Origin of the sequence: Providencia sp. 2.29 (assembly GCF_015832305.1) — a bacterium.
GTDB lineage: Bacteria > Pseudomonadota > Gammaproteobacteria > Enterobacterales > Enterobacteriaceae > Providencia > Providencia stuartii.
This window is the reverse complement of the sequence record NZ_CP065420.1, coordinates 4317129-4339633: the sequence shown is the minus strand read 5'-3', so window position 1 is coordinate 4339633 and position 22505 is coordinate 4317129. Positions and strand designations below refer to the sequence as shown.

Below are 22505 nucleotides of genomic sequence, written 5' to 3'. Positions count from 1 at the left end.
GTTTTATTGGATTAGTTCTCTTGTTTGACCAAGCGCGCGTAAAAGAAGCCATCACCACCAGTTATACTAGGTAGTATCTGTAAGCCTGCTGTTGTGCCATCATTAAGAGAGGCTTCAGGGTGCTTAGCCAAGAAGTTTTTTATTTGTAAGCTATTCTCTTCAGGCATAATTGAACAGGTCGCATAGACAAGGGTACCGCCAACTTTTAGGTAAGGCCAAATTGATTCTAATATTTTAGCTTGAAGTTCGGTGAGTTCATTAATGTCAGAATCGCGCCTTAACCACTTTATATCAGGATGACGGCGGATAACGCCTGTTGCTGAGCATGGGGCATCAAGAAGAATACGATCAAACAGTTGCCCATTAGCCCACTCTTCTGGTTTTGTACCATCACCTTGAATGACCGCTGCTTGCTGTTGCAAACGTTGCAAGTTTTCTTTTACACGTTTAAGGCGGTGCTCATCAATATCAACAGCAACGACATGTGCTTTTGGTGCAAGCTCCAGTATATGAGTTGTTTTACCACCGGGTGCTGCACATAGATCAAGGATCGTTTCATGATTTTGTGGTTCAAGCAGTTCCGCACACCCTTGAGCAGAAACATCTTGCACAGTTGCCCAACCTTCTTCAAAGCCAGGAAGCCTTGTAACTGAAGTTGGCTCTGACAGTTTTATCGCGCAGGGGTGATGTGGATGCAATTCAGATGCAATCTCATTTTCTTCTAGGTATTTTTGATACTGTTCAGCAGTGTGATGTTGGGAATTAACCCTTAACCACATGGGAGGACGCTGGTTATTTGCATCAATAATCGTTTGCCACTTATCAGGGTAAGCATTTTGAAGGCGCTTTAAAAGCCAGCTCGGATGAAGGTATTGGCTACTATTATTAGTATTACGCTCTTCGAGTTGAGTTTGTTGCCGTTGGAATGATCGTAACACACCATTGATAAGCCCTTTTAATTGAGGGCGTTTTAGTGCAACTGCTCCATTGACCGTTTCCGCTAAAGCGGCATGAGGAGGAATACGTGTATAGAGGAGTTGATAAATCCCCACCATAATCAAGTAGTGCAATGTTCTCTGTTTACCTGTTAGTGGTTTCTCCATAAGCTGAGCAACAAACCATTCCAGTTTAGGTAAATAGCGTAGGACACCAAAGCAAATCTCTTGTAATAGAGACTTATCTTTTTCATTTATATTTTTTTGTAATTCAGGTAGTACCGTACTGAGAGACTGGCCACCATCAATGACTTGACCGATGGCTACCGCTGCGATGCTACGCAAGTTATATGTATTTTTCATAAGTGAAGGTGAGTCTATTCGTCACGAAATAAATTTGCCTGAATATATTATCAGGCAAATTTATTGGCTTTCTAATTAAGTTGCTGTCCAGGAGTGAACCATTCTCGGCGTGAGTTGAGGAGATCTTGCGCTCCCATGGCCTTTTTACCCGGTGGTTGTAACTGAGTGATATTGAGTTTTCCGTTACCTGTTGCAACGCATATGCCATTTTTATCAGCGCTGAGGATAGTGCCTGGTTGCTCATTATGGTTTTCGGCAATGACTTGTGCCTGCCATACCTTAATAAGCTGCTCTTGAACTGTAAAATAGCTCATTGGCCAAGGATTAAATGCCCTAATACAGCGCTCTATTTGTTCAGCGGATTGTTGCCAATCAATACGAGCTTCCTCTTTAGATAACTTTTCAGCGTAGTTTGCCAAAGAGTCATCTTGTTTTTCAGGCACACATTGCTGATTGGATATCAGTTCTAACGTATGGATCAATGCTTCTGGGCCAATCACTGCCAGTTTTTCATAAAGTGTTGCACTAGTATCTTCAGGCATAATTGGGCAACTTGCTTTATACAGCATATCCCCAGTATCTAACCCTTCATCCATTTGCATAATGGTTACGCCAGTTTCAGCATCACCAGCCCAAATTGAGCGTTGAATAGGTGCAGCACCGCGCCAGCGTGGTAGTAAAGAACCGTGTACATTCAGACAACCTAAACGCGGAATATCTAAAACGGCTTTTGGTAAAATAAACCCATAAGCAACAACAATCATCAAATCTGCGTTGTGATCTTTGATCCATTGATGATTATCTACATTTTTCAGCGTAGTAGGCTGAAAAACTGGAATTTGGTGTTCTTGTGCTAATACTTTGACAGGGCTTGGCGTCAGCTTTTTACCCCTCCCCGCGGGCTTATCTGGTGGTGTAAGAACACCGACAACCTGATGTTTAGTTTTAAGTAAAGCGGCTAAGTGCCCAGCCGCAAAATCAGGTGTACCTGCAAAGATAATTTTTAATGATTCCGACACGGTTATATTTCCCTGTATAAATCTGTCTAGTTAGCTGTTTTTGCTGCTTTAGCTCTCATTCTATCTAGTTTTTCAACCTTTTGTCGGATACGCTGGCGCTTTAATGGTGATAAGTAATCAACAAACAATTTACCAACAAGGTGATCCATTTCATGTTGAATACAGATAGCGAGTAAGCCATCGGCTTCAAGTTCAAAACTATCGCCATTATAGTCAAGGGCACGAACCTTAACATGCTCTGCTCTGGGGACAAAACCATGTTGTTCAGGAATAGAAAGACAACCTTCTTCAATACCCGTTTCACCTGATTTGTCTAATAATTCAGGGTTAATAAGAACAAGTCGTTGATCCCGCGTTTCCGAGACATCAATAACAATGATCCGCTGATGAATATCGACTTGAGTTGCAGCAAGACCGATACCTTCTTCTTCATACATCGTTTCGAACATATCATCGACGATCTGTTGAATTTCGGCATCAACTTTTTCTACTGGCTTAGCAATTGTGCGTAAGCGTTCGTCTGGGTAATGTAATACATTTAATACTGACATAAATTTTTTCGAGCAGCGTCCAAAAAAGTGAATAGGAATTAATGCCTATTCTAGACATTTATCAGTCATATTGACAGTATTGGTTACGATTTGTTCACAGATGAACCTTTACAATAAAGTCAGGAAGACGCCATGGATGCGCAAGAAATTTGGTTAAGAATGTCTCAGGTGAGCCGGCTATCACCACATAAGGCATTAAAAATTATTAATAAGCTAAGGATATTAGAACAAGTATGCTCTTCTGTTTTACAGGAGTGTGGGTTAAGTGAACTGCAGTGTTTACAGTTTCTACACGTGCCATCTGTAAAATTAGCTCAAACGCTTAAATGGCTAGAAAAGGAAGAAAATCAACTGATTACTTTTTGTGATTCCTTGTACCCTTCCTTATTAAAGCATATATCTAATCCGCCACTCGTCTTGTTTGTAATAGGGCAAAGTGAGCTGATGGCGACAGCACAAATCGCAATAGTCGGTAGTCGGCAAGCGAGTGAGTATGGCCGTAAATGGGCGGATCGGTTTGCCAATAAATTTACTGACTATGGTTTTACAATTACTAGCGGGTTAGCATTTGGTATCGATGCTGCAAGTCATCGCGCGGCACTCGCAGCAAATGGGAAAACAGTTGCCGTTTTAGGGAGTGGATTAGCAAATATTTATCCTAGGCAGCATACTGCGCTGGCGGAGCAGATTAAACAAGAGGGGGTACTAATCTCTGAGTTTTTACCAAATGCGCCTCCGCTACCTAGGCAATTTCCTCGACGAAATCGAATTATTAGTGGCTTAAGTAAAGCGACAGTCGTGGTAGAGGCAGGGTTGAAAAGTGGCTCATTGATAACGGCTCGTTATGCCATTGAGCAAAATAGAGACCTTTTTACGATACCCGCACCACTTGGTAATTCAGCTTACAGTGGTAACCATTGGCTATTACAACAAGGAGCATATCTACTTGTTGAACTCGAAGATATCAAACACCATATAGAGGTTGGGTTAAATTGGTTGCCAGTCGAGCCATTAGAAGAAGAAACGCTGAATGCTGAATTTAATCTGACAGAGAATAAAATATTGAGTATGGTTGAGTATCACCCTACACCTGCAGATGTGATTGCTGAGCGTGTACAACAGCCGATAACAGAAGTCATTGCTGTTTTGACGGAACTTGAGATAGACGGTGCTATCGCTTCTGTTACTGGTGGGTATATAAAATTAAGTTAGTTGGCTAAGAGAAAATCATGTCAAAGCAATTGCCTTTTGAAACAGAGAAAAATGAACATTGTCCTGAATGCGGTTCTTTACTGGTCATTCGTAATGGTGCACATGGGCCTTTTTTTGCTTGTTCTTCGTACCCTCAATGTCATTATCTCAAACCTATGCGTCCTTCGGCAGAAAGCCATGTAGTAAAAGTATTAGAAGGGCAAGCATGTCCACAATGCGGTCATGATTTGGTTTTGAAGCAAGGGCGATTTGGTATGTTTATTGGATGTAGTCACTACCCAGAGTGTGAGCATATTGAATTAATTGATAAGCCAGATGAAACGAAAGTTGCTTGCCCCCAGTGCCAGACAGGTCACCTATTACAACGTAAGTCTCGGTTTGGAAAAACATTTTATGCGTGTGATAGCTATCCGTCTTGCCAATTTATTCTCAATCATAAGCCTGTTTCGGGTGAATGTGAGTTTTGTCATTATCCATTACTTATGGAAAAAAGGGGTGCTCAAGGAGTAAGATTATTTTGTGCCAGTAAACGATGTGGTAAACCACAAAAAGAATAATGAGTTAAAAAGATGCAAAATAAATCTACACCTGCAATTGAAAATATTATTGTTTCCCTGAACAAAGGGGAAGTTATCGCTTATCCCACTGAAGCCGTATTTGGATTAGGTTGTGATCCTGATAGTGAACAAGCGGTTAATAAGTTACTTGAGTTAAAACAACGTCCTTGGGAGAAAGGGCTAATTCTTATCGCAGACAATTATGAACAGCTGAAAGACTATGTGGACGATAGTCAGTTGACTGATGAACAAAAGCAAACGATGTTTGCAAGCTGGCCAGGGCCTGTGACTTGGGTTATCCCAGCCAAATCATCCACTCCGAAATGGTTAACTGGGCGTTTCGATACTTTGGCGGTAAGAGTAACAGATCATGGGTTAGTAAAAGAGCTCTGTCGCGAATACGGTAAGCCATTAGTATCTACAAGTGCGAATTTAAGCGGTCAGGAGCCATGTAGGACAACCAATGAAGTTCTAGAGCAGTTTAAGGGAAGTATCCCTGTACTTGATGGAATGGTGGGGGGCCGTCAAAACCCATCAGAAATTCGGGATGCTAAAACAGGGCAACTTTATCGTAAAGGATAACTATTATATGGGTAAATATGCCGTTTTTGGTCATCCGATAGCGCATAGTAAATCGCCAATTATACACCAGATGTTTGCTGAACAGACGGGTATTGCGCTGGAATATGAACGTATTTTGGCACCACTAGATGGCTTTGAGCAGTCATTGTCTGCATTTTTTGCTCAGGGAGGGATGGGGGCGAATGTTACGCTACCTTTTAAGGAAAACGCATATCAAATGGTATCTGAGCTAACAGATAGAGCTCAATCGTGCGGTGCAGTAAATACCGTGATGAAACTGGATAGTCACCGGTTATTAGGTGATAACACGGATGGTGCTGGCCTTTTGCTAGATCTTCAACGGCTTAATTTTATTCATAGCAATAGCAAAGTATTAATTATTGGTGCTGGTGGTGCAACGAGGGGGGCTTTATTACCTCTCTTAGAATTTGGGTGCGAAATTACGCTAACGAATAGGACTTTTTCTAAAGCAGAAACATTAGTAAATCAATTTATTAGCTTTGGAAAAATAAAAGCACAGCCGATCGAACAGATCAAAACAGCCTGTTTCGATCTCATCATTAATGCGACTTCATCTGGAGTGAGTGGCGAGATCCCCGCAATTGATCCCGCTGTATTTTCTATGCGGGTGGCATGTTATGACATGTTTTATCAACATGGTTTAACACCATTTCTATCGTTCGCGAGTTCTCATCAGGTAAATCGCCTTGCCGATGGTTTAGGTATGTTAGTTGGGCAAGCCGCTTTCGCTTTTAAATTATGGCATGGAGTACTTCCAGATATAGAGCCGGTTCTTCTTGTATTACAAAAGGAACTGAAAAAGTGAATCAAGCTATTCAATTTCCAGATAGAGAAGAGTGGAATGCTGCTACAAGAAAAGTCCATTTTCCGGTATTAATTAGTGGAATGTTAGCTGAATGTGTAATATCAGACTCGTTGCTTTATCGGCGGTATGGAGAAGGGGCTGAGCCATTAGTGCTGTTCCAAAATAACCGTTGGGATATAGAAGAAGAGTTTGAGGCCTTGATAGCTCAAGGCCCTCAGGAAGATGATAGTGTTTATTCTTTACCAGAAGATAAATAATCATTCTTCCATTGAACGTAGTTATTCGCTGAATAACGTAGATGTTCTAATTCAGCTTCCGTTAGTTTACGGGCAGCTTTAGCTGGGCTACCAACATAAAGGTAGCCACTTTCCAGTTTTTTGCCTTGGGTGACGAGGCTATTTGCGCCTATAACTACGTCGCTAGCGATTATTGCTCCATCAAGAATAATAGAACCCATACCGACTAATACGCGATCCCCGATTGTGCAACCATGAAGCATCACTTTATGTCCGACGGTGACATCTTCGCCAATAATTAAAGGGTTGCCTTCTGGGTTATGTTTTGATTTGTGTGTTACGTGTAAGACGGAACCATCTTGTATATTAGTGCGAGCACCAATTTCAATGTAGTTCACATCACCACGTAATACGGATAAAGGCCAAATACTGACATCATCAGCTAAACGAACATCGCCGATCACAACAGCTGAAGGATCGATAAAAACGTTAGAGCCAGTGGTGGGATAAATATCGAGATAAGGTCTTAAGTGTTTGTTCATAAAGATGACCATAGTTGATAATTAGTGGTATTAAATAGAATAGTCGATATCTATTCATATTATGAAGAAGAGTATCCTTCAAAAAAGAGGGTATTTGTTGTTTGTTTTATAGTCACAATGCTAGAAAAAAAAACATAGTGATGATTTTATCTTCAAACAGTACTTTTTTTCAAAAAAAGGGTTGCTAGAATTTTCTGACTCCCTATAATGCGCATCCGTTGTCACGACAAACCGCTTCGGTGGTCAGGTTAGAAAAGAAACCGGTGACAACGAGAGGTGAAAAAAGAAAGAAAAAGTTGAAAATAATCGCTTGACTTTCTCACGAAAAAACGTAGTATACATCACCTCGCGACAACGACCTAACTGGTTAATATCGAAAGATAAAGTCGCAACGCTCTTTAACAATTTATCAGACAATCTGTGTGGGCACTCACAGGACACTATCAAAAAAATATTTGATTTTAAAGTCTTGAAGAGTGACTAACACGTTAATTCATATATGAAAGAATGTAGTCAGTTTAATTCTTTGAGCATCAAACGCTTTTAATTGAAGAGTTTGATCATGGCTCAGATTGAACGCTGGCGGCAGGCCTAACACATGCAAGTCGAGCGGTAACAGGGGAAGCTTGCTTCTCGCTGACGAGCGGCGGACGGGTGAGTAATGTATGGGGATCTGCCCGATAGAGGGGGATAACTACTGGAAACGGTGGCTAATACCGCATAATCTCTTAGGAGCAAAGCAGGGGACCTTCGGGCCTTGCGCTGTCGGATGAACCCATATGGGATTAGCTAGTAGGTAAGGTAATGGCTTACCTAGGCGACGATCCCTAGCTGGTCTGAGAGGATGATCAGCCACACTGGGACTGAGACACGGCCCAGACTCCTACGGGAGGCAGCAGTGGGGAATATTGCACAATGGGCGCAAGCCTGATGCAGCCATGCCGCGTGTATGAAGAAGGCCCTAGGGTTGTAAAGTACTTTCAGTCGGGAGGAAGGCGTTGATGTTAATACCATCAACGATTGACGTTACCGACAGAAGAAGCACCGGCTAACTCCGTGCCAGCAGCCGCGGTAATACGGAGGGTGCAAGCGTTAATCGGAATTACTGGGCGTAAAGCGCACGCAGGCGGTTAATTAAGTTAGATGTGAAATCCCCGGGCTTAACCTGGGAATGGCATCTAAGACTGGTTAGCTAGAGTCTTGTAGAGGGGGGTAGAATTCCATGTGTAGCGGTGAAATGCGTAGAGATGTGGAGGAATACCGGTGGCGAAGGCGGCCCCCTGGACAAAGACTGACGCTCAGGTGCGAAAGCGTGGGGAGCAAACAGGATTAGATACCCTGGTAGTCCACGCTGTAAACGATGTCGATTTGGAGGTTGTTCCCTAGAGGAGTGGCTTCCGGAGCTAACGCGTTAAATCGACCGCCTGGGGAGTACGGCCGCAAGGTTAAAACTCAAATGAATTGACGGGGGCCCGCACAAGCGGTGGAGCATGTGGTTTAATTCGATGCAACGCGAAGAACCTTACCTACTCTTGACATCCAGAGAATTTGGCAGAGATGCTGAAGTGCCTTCGGGAACTCTGAGACAGGTGCTGCATGGCTGTCGTCAGCTCGTGTTGTGAAATGTTGGGTTAAGTCCCGCAACGAGCGCAACCCTTATCCTTTGTTGCCAGCGATTCGGTCGGGAACTCAAAGGAGACTGCCGGTGATAAACCGGAGGAAGGTGGGGATGACGTCAAGTCATCATGGCCCTTACGAGTAGGGCTACACACGTGCTACAATGGCGTATACAAAGAGAAGCGACCTCGCGAGAGCAAGCGGAACTCATAAAGTACGTCGTAGTCCGGATTGGAGTCTGCAACTCGACTCCATGAAGTCGGAATCGCTAGTAATCGTAGATCAGAATGCTACGGTGAATACGTTCCCGGGCCTTGTACACACCGCCCGTCACACCATGGGAGTGGGTTGCAAAAGAAGTAGGTAGCTTAACCTTCGGGAGGGCGCTTACCACTTTGTGATCCATGACTGGGGTGAAGTCGTAACAAGGTAACCGTAGGGGAACCTGCGGTTGGATCACCTCCTTACCGTTGAAGTGTTTTGTGAAGTGTTCACACAGATTGTCTGATGAAAAGTAGAGCAATAGGCTATACGTGGGAGACTTATTCAAAAGAATAGGGCTTACATGAAATGGGCCACAACGGTGTTGTGCAATATTTTATGTCCCCTTCGTCTAGAGGCCTAGGACACCGCCCTTTCACGGCGGTAACAGGGGTTCGAATCCCCTAGGGGACGCCAATTGCGCCGATATCGAGTGAAAGACGATGTCCTCAATAATGATTAAGCTAATTCAGTGAGTTAGCTTAACAATTATGCTCTTTAACAATCTGGAACAAGCTGAAAATTGAAACAACGCACATTGTTTATCGCTTAAACAATGTGAGAGTCTCTCAAAATTTCAAACCTGAAATTTTCGGTCATTCAAACGAGTGGCATGAGCGAGCAGGGTGAAATTCAAGGCGGACAGCGCGCAGCAAGCGCAGCGTACAGGAGTACGTGAGCATTGCGAGCACTGCCCAACGCAGAAGTTCACCACGCACAGCCATGACAGTCAGGTGATCGTTGAAACAATTTCGGGTTGTGAGGTTAAGCGACTAAGCGTACACGGTGGATGCCTAGGCAATCAGAGGCGATGAAGGACGTGCTAATCTGCGAAAAGCGTCGGTAAGGTGATATGAACCGTTATAACCGACGATGTCCGAATGGGGAAACCCAGTGCAATTCGTTGCACTATCGTTTGATGAATCCATAGTCAAACGAGGCGAACCGGGGGAACTGAAACATCTCAGTACCCCGAGGAAAAGAAATCAACCGAGATTCCCCTAGTAGCGGCGAGCGAACGGGGAGCAGCCCAGAGTCTTAATCAGCATCAGCATCAGGAGAACGGTCTGGAAAGGCCGGCAATAAAGGGTGATAGCCCCGTATCCGAAGGTGTTGGTGTTGTGAACTCGACGAGTAGGGCGGGACACGTGTTATCCTGTCTGAATATGGGGGGACCATCCTCCAAGGCTAAATACTCCTGATTGACCGATAGTGAACCAGTACCGTGAGGGAAAGGCGAAAAGAACCCCGGCGAGGGGAGTGAAATAGAACCTGAAACCGTGTACGTACAAGCAGTGGGAGCCTTGATTTATCAGGGTGACTGCGTACCTTTTGTATAATGGGTCAGCGACTTATATTCTGTAGCAAGGTTAACCGAATAGGGGAGCCGTAGGGAAACCGAGTCTTAACTGGGCGAATGAGTTGCAGGGTATAGACCCGAAACCCGGTGATCTAGCCATGGGCAGGTTGAAGGTTGGGTAACACTAACTGGAGGACCGAACCGACTAATGTTGAAAAATTAGCGGATGACTTGTGGCTGGGGGTGAAAGGCCAATCAAACCGGGAGATAGCTGGTTCTCCCCGAAAGCTATTTAGGTAGCGCCTCGTGAACTCATCTTCGGGGGTAGAGCACTGTTTCGGCTAGGGGGTCATCCCGACTTACCAACCCGATGCAAACTACGAATACCGAAGAATGTTATCACGGGAGACACACGGCGGGTGCTAACGTTCGTCGTGAAGAGGGAAACAACCCAGACCGCCAGCTAAGGTCCCAAAGTCATGGTTAAGTGGGAAACGAAGTGGGAAGGCTCAGACAGCCAGGATGTTGGCTTAGAAGCAGCCATCATTTAAAGAAAGCGTAATAGCTCACTGGTCGAGTCGGCCTGCGCGGAAGATGTAACGGGGCTAAACCATGCACCGAAGCTGCGGCAGCGACATGTAAATGTTGTTGGGTAGGGGAGCGTTCTGTAAGCCTGTGAAGGTGTGCTGCGAGGCATGCTGGAGGTATCAGAAGTGCGAATGCTGACATAAGTAACGATAATGCGGGTGAAAAACCCGCACGCCGGAAGACCAAGGGTTCCTGTCCAACGTTAATCGGGGCAGGGTGAGTCGACCCCTAAGGCGAGGCAGAAATGCGTAGTCGATGGGAAACAGGTTAATATTCCTGTACTGGTGATAATTGCGATGGGGGGACGGAGAAGGCTAGGCTGGCCGGGCGACGGTTGTCCCGGTTTAAGGATGTAGGTGGGTGAATTAGGCAAATCCGGTTCGCTATACACTGAGGTCTGATGACGAGTCACTACGGTGGCGAAGTAGCTCATGCCCCGCTTCCAGGAAAAGCCTCTAAGCTCTAGATTATCATTAATCGTACCCCAAACCGACACAGGTGGTCAGGTAGAGAATACTCAGGCGCTTGAGAGAACTCGGGTGAAGGAACTAGGCAAAATGGTGCCGTAACTTCGGGAGAAGGCACGCTGGCATTAGGTGAAGTGGTTTACCCATGGAGCTGAAGCCAGTCGCAGATACCAGCTGGCTGCAACTGTTTATTAAAAACACAGCACTGTGCAAACACGAAAGTGGACGTATACGGTGTGACGCCTGCCCGGTGCTGGAAGGTTAATTGATGGGGTTATCCGTAAGGAGAAGCTCTTGATCGAAGCCCCAGTAAACGGCGGCCGTAACTATAACGGTCCTAAGGTAGCGAAATTCCTTGTCGGGTAAGTTCCGACCTGCACGAATGGCGTAATGATGGCCAGGCTGTCTCCACCCGAGACTCAGTGAAATTGAACTCGCTGTGAAGATGCAGTGTACCCGCGGCAAGACGGAAAGACCCCGTGAACCTTTACTATAGCTTGACACTGAACATTGAGCCTTGATGTGTAGGATAGGTGGGAGGCTTTGAAGTGTGGACGCCAGTCTGCATGGAGCCAACCTTGAAATACCACCCTTTAATGTTTGATGTTCTAACGTAGCCCCATAATCTGGGGTGCGGACAGTGTCTGGTGGGTAGTTTGACTGGGGCGGTCTCCTCCCAAAGCGTAACGGAGGAGCACGAAGGTTGGCTAAGCATGGTCGGACATCATGCGGTTAGTGCAAAGGCATAAGCCAGCTTGACTGCGAGAGTGACGGCTCGAGCAGGTACGAAAGTAGGTCTTAGTGATCCGGTGGTTCTGAATGGAAGGGCCATCGCTCAACGGATAAAAGGTACTCCGGGGATAACAGGCTGATACCGCCCAAGAGTTCATATCGACGGCGGTGTTTGGCACCTCGATGTCGGCTCATCACATCCTGGGGCTGAAGTAGGTCCCAAGGGTATGGCTGTTCGCCATTTAAAGTGGTACGCGAGCTGGGTTTAGAACGTCGTGAGACAGTTCGGTCCCTATCTGCCGTGGGCGTTGGAAGATTGAAAGGGGCTGCTCCTAGTACGAGAGGACCGGAGTGGACGCACCGCTGGTGTTCGGGTTGTCATGCCAATGGCACTGCCCGGTAGCTAAGTGCGGAAGAGATAACCGCTGAAAGCATCTAAGCGGGAAACTTGCCTTGAGATGAGTCTTCCCTGACTCTTTAAGGGTCCTAAAGGAACGTTTAAGACGAAGACGTTGATAGGCTGGGTGTGTAAGCGTAGCGATACGTTGAGCTAACCAGTACTAATGAACCGTGAGGCTTAACCTGACAACACCGAAGGTGTTTTAGAGAGACGATTGTTGAAGCGCACGAGAGAGTGGTGCGAAAAAATCAGCTTGTTCAAGATTGCAGTTCTGGTTTGCGGTGTCGACGCGAACGAGAACGAAACTGAATTTGTCTGGCGGCAATAGCGCGGTGGTCCCACCTGACCCCATGCCGAACTCAGCAGTGAAACGCCGTAGCGCCGATGGTAGTGTGGGGTCTCCCCATGTGAGAGTAGGGAACTGCCAGACATCAAATTGAAGACTTATCGCAGAGCGGTAAGCAGCCGAAAGGCGAAGAATAAGTGGAGCGGTAGTTCAGTTGGTTAGAATACCTGCCTGTCACGCAGGGGGTCGCGGGTTCGAGTCCCGTCCGTTCCGCCACTTAATTTAGGGGCGTAGTTCAATTGGTAGAGCACCGGTCTCCAAAACCGGGTGTTGGGAGTTCGAGCCTCTCCGCCCCTGCCAGTTACCAATTAAGTAAAAACAAAAGAAGTATCTTATTGATAACCCGATTACTTTAATCGGGTTTTTCTTTATGCAAAAATCGATAATTCCTACCTAAATTTGCGACCTATTCCTGTTATTTCTAAGTTAACTTGAGATCGGTTTAAGCCATTATTTGAAGCCCTGTTTTCTCGACATTTGAAATATTCAGGATGACTTTTTCGGTTTCAAACAATAGGCAAAACCGCCCAGTGAATTCAACATGAATCCATGCAAACTACGATGGTGAGAATGTTCAATCTGCGTAATATTTTTTCAGCTGATCATTAGTTGTTTCAATAATGAATTGCTTAGCGAGCATCGCTCTATCTCAGGCCACTAATAATTTTGGCTTCATATTTTTGCGTTGTCCTGTAACCAATGTTATTCCTTCCATCTTTAAATCTTCAGTTAATGCTTTGCTGATGTAAGTTCCGCGGCAACAATCTCATCAAGATGGTTAACGATGATGCGCTGCTTGAAACCGTAGAACCATTCTATCGTCTCTTTTCCTCTGGCCGCCGAGTTTTTAAAAACCCGATGTTTTGGGATCCGTAGGTTGTGGCACACTTTAATACTGGTAATAAACTCGATACCTGTTGGTTGACCTTTTAGATGGGTAAAGAAGGAACGTAATGGCACTCAACCCTTCGATATGACGTCAAAAAAACGCGTGTAGCTCAATAAGGTTGGAAAGTCTTTTTTGTGGTATACCACAATGAACCCAATATAAAAATGCTTCAAATCACGATGATGAGACATAGGGAATGCAATGATGATGGTCATAATTCCACTGCTTGTCATTCTTGTTTGGTGTAGCCGCTGACCTTTACCACTTTCAATCAAGTATTTTTGCCATTGTGGGATGAAAAATTTGCAAAATCATCGATATGACAAAATAAGTCAACTAAATTATGCATAGTGGATTCCTTGGTGAACAGTGGTTTTTTGGTCGAAAGATCTGATCACCGAACCTACTTTTCGTTCCCTTCTTTTTTATTTTTCTTATCCCGAGTTCAGGTTAAGTTATTGGCTTGAATTGAAATAGCCCTGTCGTATGAGAGATTATTATGCGTAAGAGGCTAAATTAAAGAGGCTGATAAGAAAAAACGCCCGACAGTATTATCGAGCGTAGTTAAAACTGATAAGTAGTTAGTCAGTTATGACGTAGGGGCTAATTGTGCGTTTTTAATGGGGGTTTTTATTAATTGATTAATCAATGCTTGTTGATCGTTTTTTTGTAACCAGACGGCGTAGAGTGGTTTTGTAATTACGGTCTCTGAGAGCGTTTTGAGTCCAGGGTACTGAATACTCCAGTGAGACGGTAAAAACGCGGCAGAAAGTGATACAGGCAGTAATTGACGAGCAATGTGTGCAGATGTCGTGATCATAACTGGCGAATCATCGGGCGTAAGGCTTGCGTCATTTTGAGGTTGAAAATCGGCACTCCACTCTAATTTGATATAATTATAATTTGTTAAAGCGATATTTTTTTGTGAGGCCATTAATTGAAGCTCAATAGTGCCTATGATGGTGCTTTCGAACTCATCCATTTTTGGCGGTTCAGTAGCAATTAATAAATCTAGCTCTCTCGAATGCAGTTGTTTCACCAGTGACTGCCGAGTCGAAACTCTCGCCTCTAAACGTAATTCATCATGCTGTTCATACAGTGATTGCATCCAATCGGTAAGGTAGCCTTCCCATAATGATGCGGTAGCACCTATCGACAATTCAGTATGCTGTGAAGCATGGGAGATCTCTTTTTTGGCTTGTAGCCATGTATTCATTAAGGATTCAGCGTAAGGAACTAAGCGCTCCCCAGCAGCCGTTAGCCTAATATTATTGCGGTGTCGCGTGAATAGGTTTGTACCGAGCTGTGTTTCGAGTTGCCGGATGCGAAAACTGACAGCTGATTGCGTTAAATAGAGTGATTCCGCGGCTCGGCCGAAGTGTCTGGTTCTACTGACTTCCAAAAATGTTTTTAATAACTCAGTATCCACATACATCTCCAATAATTTTTGTCGTGATGATTTAAATGTTTTGTTTTACAGATTGTCAATGCTGTCTAATACTCCGCGCCATAAAGAGTTGACAGTAATAAGTTAGGAGTGTGTCAGATGGCAGAAAGCTTCATCACGACTAATCGTTTTTTTGACAATAAACATTACCCACGTGGCTTTTCTCGTCATGGTGATTTTACCATCAAGGAAGCTCAGTTACTCGAGCGCCATGGCCAAGCTTTTTCTGAGCTTGATTCCGGCAAACGTGCAGCACAGACCGACGAAGAAAAACTTTTCGTTGCGGTTTGCCGCGGCGAAAGGGAACCTGTAACTCCTGAAGAAAAAGTGTGGGCGAAATATTCTAGCCGCATAAATCGTCCGAAACGCTTCCATACTCTCTCTGGCGGTAAGCCTCAGATAGACCCTTCGGATGACTATACAGATACAGACGATTAATATCATCAATATATTTAGAGGGGCTTACAGGCCCCTTAACTTATATGCGTTATAGTCACGTAAAGTAACGAAGCTGACTTTCTAAATCTCTCTATGAGGCCAGTGTAATAAGCGCTGCTACATCATCGTAGATTCATTTAGAGTGTACGCTTATGCCACTCTCATTCACCACCTCTCCAGCTACTCAGCTTACTTGTTTTTGCAAATGAAGCAATAACTTATCCATCGCTCTATAACCGAGAGCTTCGAGAAGATGGGGTTTTTCGATATTATTGGTATTTTGTAAGTCGGCAATAGTTCGAGCGACTCTCAAAATGCGATGCCAAGCACGTATCGATAACCCAAGTTTGTTTAAGGCATGCTCCAAAAAAAGTGAATCCTTGGATGTGAGTTGGCATAGGTTTGTCGTTTCTCTGGCGGTTAATTGGCTATTGAGTTTCCCCATTCTTTTCATTTGTATCTCTCTTGCAAGTATGACTCTAGCGCGGATTTGCTCACTATTTTCGCTTTGGTACTGTTGATGACTGAGTGTACCCAACGGAAGCAGCGGTATTTCAATAGACAGATCAAATCGATCAAGAAAAGGACCTGAAACGCGTGATAAGTAGCGTAAGATTTTCGTGGAGGAGCTTCGGCAGTAATCACCTTGATATTGGCCTGTAGGGCTTGGGTTCAGTGCGGCGATGAGTTGAAAGTTGGCTGGGAAACACACTTTTGCTTTAGCGCGGGAAATAATAACTTGCCTTGATTCAAGTGGCTCACGTAATGCGTCAAGTACCGAGCGGCTAAACTCAGGCAATTCATCCAGAAATAAAATGCCATTATGGGCTAATGATATTTCACCGGGTTTAGGAAGGCTCCCTCCACCAATGAGTGCTGCCATTGACGCGCTATGGTGAGGAGCTCTAAAGGGTCTAGGAGGCCAAGGAGAAGTTAAATCGCTTGAATGGCATAGGCTATGTATAGAGGCGACTTCTAGAGCTTCCTGTGGCGTTAGGGACGGTAGTAATGTTTTTAGGCGACTTGCTAGCATCGTTTTTCCTGTGCCAGGAGGGCCTAATAACAATAAGTTGTGCCCACCACTTGCACAGATCTCTAACGCTCTTTTTCCCTGCTCTTGTCCAATAATATCGCTAATATTCCCGTCGCAAATGGGGGGCTCAGGGATTTCGGTCGGATGGAAATTACCTGATAATGTCATTTTCTCGTATAAAAAATGACAAAGTTCTAATAATGTTCCTGCAAACTTAACACTATTATCAGGTAATAAATTCAGCTCATATTGATTTTCAGATGAAAGAACGAGTTGCCTTTTTTGTGTTAATGCCGCGAGTGCGGCAGGGATAGCACCATTCACATGGCGAATATGACCAGACAAAGCGAGTTCACCGAGAAATTCATACTGATGAAGTATTTTTGTAGGCACTTGGCCTGATGACGCTAAGATAGCGATTGCTATCGCAAGATCGTAACGTCCCCCTTCTTTCGGGAGATCGGCAGGGGCTAAGTTAATCGTCATTTTTTTTGCAGGGAATTCAAAACCGCTGTTTAATAATGCGCTCCGTACTCTATCTCTCGATTCTTTTACAGCCGTTTCAGGTAAACCTACAAGTGTCAATCCAGGTAGCCCATTACTAATATGTGCTTCAACAGTAACCAGTGGCGCATTCATTCCGATCGATGCTCTTGTATACACAATTGCTAATGCCATATCTCCTCCCTTGAATAAACAGAGTAATATTCTGTTGAATAAAGAGCCGCTTCAATGGCTCTTTTTAAGGATGAGAGTGGGAAGGGAAACTTAAATGTAAAATATTTGCCACGGATTAAATTTTTGCGAAGGTGGTCGTAAAACTATTATTAATTAATATGTTATATGATATTAATTTATAGATAATAGAAATTAATTGAGAAGGAATTTTTTTAAAGATGAGGTGTAAATTAAAATTAATATCATCAATACTACGCTTGCTTGTTGGAATATCAGGCTGCGTATAATGGCTTCGCTATATGTATTTGCTGTAAATTCTATAAAACACTAGTTATTTATTCTGTTTGTTTTTTATCTATCTGATTTATATTGAAATATATTTTTTGATAATAAAAATTTAAAATAAAAGTTGTCAAAGTAATTTTAAAATGATACCTCTTTAATATAGATAACGAATAATACAGCGAAAGACAGAACCGATGAACGCATTTTTCCGAGTGATTAGCCTAATTATTATCAGCGTGGTGGTGATTATTATCCCACCGTGCGGGGCTGCACTTGGACGACGAAGGCTAAATTAGTAGCCAGATCTCACGAGAACCCCGCACCGAAAGGCGCGGGGTTTTTTTTGACGTAAAGTTTAGCAACATCATCAAACCTAAAAAAACAAAATAAATACAAATAGATAAATTAATTGGAAGACAGGAGAAAAGCATGAATGGGGCACAGTGGTTAGTTCAAGCATTGCGGACGCAGGGAGTGGAGACTGTTTTTGGCTATCCGGGAGGCGCTATCATGCCAGTGTATGACGCGCTGTATGATGGCGGGGTTGAGCATCTGTTGTGTCGCCATGAGCAAGGGGCGGTTATTGCCGCGATTGGTTATGCTCGCTCGACGTCAAAAACAGGGGTTTGTATTGCGACATCAGGGCCGGGAGCGACGAATTTAATCACTGGGTTAGCGGATGCTTTGTTAGATTCTGTGCCTGTTGTGGCTATCACGGGGCAAGTGAGTTCGGAATTTATTGGCACTGACGCTTTCCAAGAAATCGATGTTTTGGGTTTATCTCTGGCCTGTACTAAGCACAGTTTTTTAGTGGAATCCCTTGAAGACCTGCCTCGCATTGTTGCTGAAGCTTTCGCAATCGCAAATAGTGGTCGCCCAGGACCTGTACTGATTGATATTCCGAAAGATATTCAACTGCAGCAGGCAGATCTCGCGCCGTTTTTAATGCCTGTTGAACAGGATTTACCTATCCAGTCACATGAGGTTGCTGAGGCAAGAGAGTTACTCAAACAGTCGCAAAAACCAATGTTATATATCGGTGGTGGCGTTGGGATGTCAGGTGCGGTTGCCGAGCTAAGACGTTTTATTGATTACACGGGCATTCCTTCTGTGACAACTTTAAAAGGGCTAGGCGCAGTTGCACCTTCGGAGCCATATTATCTCGGAATGCTGGGGATGCATGGTACTAAGGCGGCAAACTTCGCGGTGCAGCGTTGTGATTTATTGATAGCCGTGGGCGCTCGCTTTGATGACCGTGTGACAGGTAAGTTAAATACATTCGCGCCAAATGCCAAAGTCATTCATATCGATATCGACCATGTTGAATTAGATAAATTGCGTCAAACTCACGTCGCTTTATTAGGTGATGCTAAAGCGTTATTACCTGAGTTGATGATGGAAAAAACGATTTCATCTTGGCAGGAAGAGGTACGCCAGCTAAAGCATGAGTTTAGCTGGCGTTACGATCATCCCGGTGATGCTATCTACGCCCCTTTGCTGTTAAAGCAACTGTCTGATCGTATGAAGGCAAATACGGTTATCACGACAGATGTTGGGCAGCATCAAATGTGGTCGGCCCAACATATCGCGGTTGATGCACCTGAAGATTTTATTACTTCTAGTGGTTTGGGAACCATGGGCTTTGGTATTCCAGCCGCGATTGGCGCACAAGTGGCTCGTCCGGAAGACACTGTGGTTTGTGTCTCTGGAGATGGTTCTTTCATGATGAATGTACAAGAGCTTGGCACCATTAAACGTAAACAACTACCCGTTAAAATTTTATTGTTAGATAACCAGCGGTTAGGCATGGTTCGTCAGTGGCAAGAGCTGTTTTTTGAACAGCGCTATAGCGAAACGATTTTAACCGATAACCCTGATTTTGTGGCTTTGGCTCGGGCTTTTGATATCCCAGGGCGACGCATTACCTCAAAATCTGAAGTTGACGCAGCGCTTGATGAGTTACTCAACAGTGAAGGCGCTTATCTGTTACAGGTCTCAATAAATGAATTAGAAAACGTCTGGCCGTTGGTTCCACCAGGGGCGAGCAATGAAAAAATGATGGAGAAACCGTTATGATGCAACATCAACTCGCAATACTGGCCCGTTTCCGTCCTGAGGTTTTAGAGCGTATATTACGGGTGACTCGCCATCGTGGATTCCAAATCAGTTCGATGACTATGGATCATATGCCGGATGGTGATAATGTAAATATCGAAATGACCGTGAACAGCCAGCGTCCATTAGCTCAGTTATATGCTCAGTTAACTAAGCTGTCTGATGTTTCGGAAGTTGAAATAAGAGAACAAGAATCACGACTATTACGCACACAAAGTGCAATGTAAGGAATAAATAAAATGACTAAGAAAGCTGACTATATTTGGTTTAACGGTGAAATGACGCCATGGGCCGATGCAAAAGTACACGTTATGTCTCATGCTTTGCATTATGGTACATCGGTATTTGAAGGCGTCCGTTGCTATGATTCTCACAAGGGGCCTGTTGTTTTCCGCCATCGTGAGCACATGCAGCGTTTGCGTGATTCTGCAAAAATCTACCGTATGCCTGTCAGCTATAGCGTTGATGAGCTGATGGAAGCATGCCGTGAAACGTTACGTAAAAATAACTTAGTCAGTGCCTATATTCGTCCATTAGTCTTTATTGGTGATGTTGGTATGGGGGTTAATCCTCCAGATGGTTATAAAACAGATGTCATCATGGCGGCTTTCCCATGGGGGGCCTATTTAGGCGAAGAAGCTTTAGATCAAGGAATTGATGCTATGGTTTCCTCATGGAACCGCGTTGCAGCAAATACCATTCCTACTGGAGCAAAAGCGGGTGGTAACTATTTATCGTCGCTACTTGTTGGCAGTGAAGCACGTCGTCATGGCTATCAAGAGGGAATTGCATTAGATGTTAATGGTTATTTATCTGAAGGGGCGGGTGAAAATATTTTTGAAGTGAAAGATGGCATTTTATTTACACCACCATTCACATCTTCTGCACTGCCGGGGATCACTCGTGATGCGATTTTAACGTTAGCGAAGGATATGGGCATTGAAGTTCGTGAACAAACCTTATCACGTGAGTCTTTATACCTTGCTGATGAAGTGTTTATGACCGGAACCGCAGCTGAAATCACGCCAGTACGTAGTGTGGATGGCATTCAAGTGGGTATTGGTCGCTGTGGCCCTATGACCAAAAAGATCCAGCAAGCCTTCTTTGGTTTGTTTGATGGTACAACAGAAGATAAATGGGGTTGGTTAGATCCAGTTAACCCTTAATAACAAATACAGACAGATTTACAGGCGGTCGTTCCCCGCCTGTTTTAAAACACGGGAGTAAAGATATGCCGAAGTACCGTTCAGCAACCACCACCCATGGCCGTAATATGGCAGGCGCACGTGCATTATGGCGTGCCACCGGTATGACCGATGCTGATTTTGGAAAACCGATTATCGCAGTTGTTAACTCATTTACACAATTTGTACCGGGCCATGTGCATTTGCGTGACCTTGGCAAACTTGTCGCTGAGCAGATCGAAGCGGCAGGGGGTGTCGCTAAAGAGTTTAATACAATCGCTGTCGATGATGGCATTGCAATGGGGCATGGCGGGATGCTTTATTCCTTACCTTCCCGTGAGTTAATTGCAGATTCAGTCGAATATATGGTGAATGCACACTGTGCAGATGCCATGGTATGTATCTCTAACTGTGACAAAATCACACCGGGTATGTTAATGGCATCATTACGCCTAAATATCCCTGTTATTTTTGTTTCAGGTGGTCCTATGGAAGCTGGGAAAACCAAGCTTTCAGATCAAATTATCAAGTTAGACTTAGTGGATGCGATGATCCAAGGCGCGAACCCTAATGTAAGCGATGCGGACAGCGAACAAATTGAACGCTCTGCTTGCCCAACATGCGGCTCTTGCTCAGGTATGTTTACCGCTAACTCAATGAACTGTTTAACCGAAGCATTAGGGTTATCGCAACCAGGAAATGGGTCATTACTTGCGACCCATGCTGACCGTAAAGCGTTATTCATCAATGCTGGTAAGCGTATTGTTGAATTAACTAAGCGCTATTATGAGCAAGATGATGAAAGTGCATTGCCGCGTAATATCGCTAATAAATCCGCTTTTGAAAATGCGATGACATTGGATATTGCGATGGGGGGGTCAACCAATACGGTTTTACACCTGTTAGCAGCGGCTCAAGAAGCCGATGTTGATTTCACAATGGCAGATATTGACCGTTTGTCACGCAAAGTTCCGCATTTATGTAAAGTTGCGCCGAGCACCCAAAAATATCATATGGAAGATGTTCATCGTGCTGGTGGTGTTATTGGTATTTTAGGTGAATTAAGCCGAGCAGGCCTGCTACAGCATAATGTTAAAAATATTTTAGGCCTGACACTTAAGCAGACACTTGAGCAATATGATGTGATGTTGACGCAAGATGAAGCCGTTAAGTCGATGTTTTCGGCGGGGCCTGCGGGTATTCGAACAACACAAGCCTTTTCGCAAAACTGTCGCTGGCCTTCTCTCGACACTGACCGTGAAAATGGCTGTATCCGTAATATAGAGCACGCCTACAGTTTAGATGGGGGCTTAGCGGTACTTGCGGGGAACATCGCGGAAGATGGCTGTATTGTGAAAACCGCAGGTGTTGATGAAGGTAGTTTAACTTTCCGTGGGCCTGCGAAGGTTTATGAAAGCCAAGATGATGCTGTAGAAGCCATTTTAGGCGGTAAGGTTGTTGAAGGGGATGTGGTCGTTATTCGCTATGAAGGCCCGAAAGGTGGCCCAGGCATGCAAGAAATGTTGTACCCAACCTCATACCTTAAATCAATGGGATTAGGGAAAACCTGTGCGCTCATTACGGATGGCCGCTTCTCAGGAGGAAGCTCCGGGTTATCCATTGGTCATATTTCACCTGAAGCCGCTAGTGGTGGATTGTTGGCATTGGTACAAGATGGCGACATTATTGATATCGATATTCCAAAGAGAACGATAGCACTTGATGTTGATGATAATGAGCTGAATAAACGCCGAGAAGCGGAATTGGCGCGTGGTGATAAAGCGTATACGCCACGTAATCGTCAGCGTGAGGTCTCTTTTGCATTGCGTGCCTACGCATCTCTTGCAACGAGTGCAGATAAGGGCGCTGTACGCGATAAATCTAAGCTGGGAGGCTAATGAC

At 44.5% G+C, this 22505-nt stretch carries 17 protein-coding genes, 3 tRNA genes, 3 rRNA genes and 1 pseudogene; 17 read left to right on the top strand and 7 right to left on the bottom strand.

Features of this window, described 5'->3' with window-relative positions; all coding sequences use genetic code 11:
• Window positions 1–11: 11 nt before the first annotated feature.
• The 3 genes from rsmB to def form a co-directional block, all read right to left on the bottom strand.
• On the bottom strand, window positions 12–1298 hold the full coding sequence (rsmB, locus tag I3B46_RS20590) for a 16S rRNA (cytosine(967)-C(5))-methyltransferase RsmB (protein ID WP_053110888.1): 1287 nt from the start codon (window positions 1296–1298) through the stop codon (window positions 12–14).
• A 71-nt stretch (window positions 1299–1369) separates the two neighbouring features.
• Window positions 1370–2317, bottom strand: a complete 948-nt coding sequence (gene fmt / locus I3B46_RS20585) for a methionyl-tRNA formyltransferase (protein ID WP_004926415.1) — start codon at window positions 2315–2317, stop codon at window positions 1370–1372.
• Between the two features lie 26 nt (window positions 2318–2343).
• Window positions 2344–2868, bottom strand: coding sequence for a peptide deformylase (def, locus tag I3B46_RS20580; protein ID WP_004926414.1), 525 nt, complete (start codon window positions 2866–2868; stop codon window positions 2344–2346).
• A 132-nt stretch (window positions 2869–3000) separates the two neighbouring features.
• On the opposite strand from def, the gene dprA reads away from it, so the two are divergent.
• From dprA to I3B46_RS20555, 5 genes are read left to right on the top strand one after another with little or no spacing between them, the layout of a single operon-like run.
• Window positions 3001–4080, top strand: coding sequence for a DNA-processing protein DprA (dprA, locus tag I3B46_RS20575; protein ID WP_104873160.1), 1080 nt, complete (start codon window positions 3001–3003; stop codon window positions 4078–4080).
• 17 nt (window positions 4081–4097) lie between these two features.
• Window positions 4098–4637 carry a DNA topoisomerase family protein gene (locus I3B46_RS20570; RefSeq protein WP_004926410.1) on the top strand — a complete coding sequence of 180 codons (540 nt, stop codon included), beginning with the start codon at window positions 4098–4100 and terminating at the stop codon, window positions 4635–4637.
• A 12-nt stretch (window positions 4638–4649) separates the two neighbouring features.
• Window positions 4650–5219 carry an L-threonylcarbamoyladenylate synthase type 1 TsaC gene (tsaC, locus tag I3B46_RS20565; RefSeq protein WP_061064483.1) on the top strand — a complete coding sequence of 190 codons (570 nt, stop codon included), beginning with the start codon at window positions 4650–4652 and terminating at the stop codon, window positions 5217–5219.
• Window positions 5220–5226: 7 nt separating this feature from the next.
• Entirely contained in the window at window positions 5227–6045 is an 819-nt protein-coding gene (gene aroE, locus I3B46_RS20560; protein WP_104873161.1) for a shikimate dehydrogenase, read from the top strand.
• On the top strand, window positions 6042–6302 hold the full coding sequence (locus I3B46_RS20555) for a DUF1488 domain-containing protein (protein ID WP_004926407.1): 261 nt from the start codon (window positions 6042–6044) through the stop codon (window positions 6300–6302). The genes aroE and I3B46_RS20555 overlap by 4 nt, the downstream gene beginning before the upstream one ends.
• On the opposite strand, the gene I3B46_RS20550 is transcribed toward I3B46_RS20555, so the two are convergent.
• A complete protein-coding gene (locus tag I3B46_RS20550) occupies window positions 6278–6823 on the bottom strand; it encodes a gamma carbonic anhydrase family protein (protein ID WP_014657276.1) in 546 nt (181 codons plus the stop codon). The two genes, I3B46_RS20555 and I3B46_RS20550, sit on opposite strands and share 25 nt — an antisense overlap.
• A 544-nt stretch (window positions 6824–7367) precedes the next feature.
• On the opposite strand from I3B46_RS20550, the gene I3B46_RS20545 reads away from it, so the two are divergent.
• The 6 genes from I3B46_RS20545 (at window position 7368) to I3B46_RS20520 (ending at window position 12834) form a co-directional block, all read left to right on the top strand.
• A 16S ribosomal RNA gene (locus I3B46_RS20545) occupies window positions 7368–8907 on the top strand.
• Between the two features lie 135 nt (window positions 8908–9042).
• Window positions 9043–9118 (top strand) — tRNA-Glu (locus I3B46_RS20540).
• 346 nt (window positions 9119–9464) lie between these two features.
• Window positions 9465–12373 (top strand): 23S ribosomal RNA (locus I3B46_RS20535).
• A 129-nt stretch (window positions 12374–12502) separates the two neighbouring features.
• Window positions 12503–12618: ribosomal RNA gene (rrf, locus tag I3B46_RS20530) — 5S ribosomal RNA — on the top strand.
• Together the 16S, 23S and 5S rRNA genes with 3 tRNA genes alongside form the textbook arrangement of a ribosomal RNA operon.
• A gap of 55 nt (window positions 12619–12673) precedes the next feature.
• Window positions 12674–12750: transfer RNA gene (locus I3B46_RS20525), tRNA-Asp, on the top strand.
• 8 nt (window positions 12751–12758) lie between these two features.
• Window positions 12759–12834, top strand: a tRNA-Trp gene (locus I3B46_RS20520).
• A gap of 142 nt (window positions 12835–12976) precedes the next feature.
• Here the strand turns inward: I3B46_RS20520 and I3B46_RS20515 are convergent.
• Window positions 12977–13772, bottom strand: a pseudogene (locus tag I3B46_RS20515) (transposase).
• A gap of 240 nt (window positions 13773–14012) precedes the next feature.
• Complete coding sequence (hdfR, locus tag I3B46_RS20510) at window positions 14013–14858, bottom strand: HTH-type transcriptional regulator HdfR (protein ID WP_004915423.1); 846 nt, start codon at window positions 14856–14858, stop codon at window positions 14013–14015.
• 111 nt (window positions 14859–14969) lie between these two features.
• On the opposite strand from hdfR, the gene I3B46_RS20505 reads away from it, so the two are divergent.
• Window positions 14970–15308 (top strand): DUF413 domain-containing protein, encoded by a 339-nt coding sequence (locus I3B46_RS20505; RefSeq protein ID WP_004915426.1) that lies wholly within the window; start codon window positions 14970–14972, stop codon window positions 15306–15308.
• A 184-nt stretch (window positions 15309–15492) separates the two neighbouring features.
• On the opposite strand, the gene I3B46_RS20500 is transcribed toward I3B46_RS20505, so the two are convergent.
• On the bottom strand, window positions 15493–17019 hold the full coding sequence (locus I3B46_RS20500; RefSeq protein WP_004915428.1) for a YifB family Mg chelatase-like AAA ATPase: 1527 nt from the start codon (window positions 17017–17019) through the stop codon (window positions 15493–15495).
• Window positions 17020–17498: 479 nt separating this feature from the next.
• Here I3B46_RS20500 and ilvL point away from each other — a divergent pair, with 479 nt between their 5' ends.
• The 5 genes from ilvL to ilvD all read left to right on the top strand — a co-directional run bounded on the left by ilvL (window position 17499) and on the right by ilvD (window position 22501).
• Window positions 17499–17600: an ilv operon leader peptide gene (ilvL, locus tag I3B46_RS20495; RefSeq protein WP_071599630.1), complete on the top strand. Its 102-nt coding sequence runs from the start codon at window positions 17499–17501 to the stop codon at window positions 17598–17600.
• Between the two features lie 133 nt (window positions 17601–17733).
• Entirely contained in the window at window positions 17734–19380 is a 1647-nt protein-coding gene (gene ilvG, locus I3B46_RS20490) for an acetolactate synthase 2 catalytic subunit (protein WP_004915430.1), read from the top strand.
• On the top strand, window positions 19377–19646 hold the full coding sequence (gene ilvM / locus I3B46_RS20485; RefSeq protein WP_004915433.1) for an acetolactate synthase 2 small subunit: 270 nt from the start codon (window positions 19377–19379) through the stop codon (window positions 19644–19646). Before ilvG ends, ilvM begins: the two co-directional genes overlap by 4 nt.
• Window positions 19647–19658: 12 nt before the next feature.
• A complete protein-coding gene (locus I3B46_RS20480; RefSeq protein ID WP_004915437.1) occupies window positions 19659–20585 on the top strand; it encodes a branched-chain amino acid transaminase in 927 nt (308 codons plus the stop codon).
• Between the two features lie 65 nt (window positions 20586–20650).
• Entirely contained in the window at window positions 20651–22501 is a 1851-nt protein-coding gene (gene ilvD, locus I3B46_RS20475) for a dihydroxy-acid dehydratase (RefSeq protein ID WP_014657278.1), read from the top strand.
• Window positions 22502–22505 lie beyond the last annotated feature (4 nt).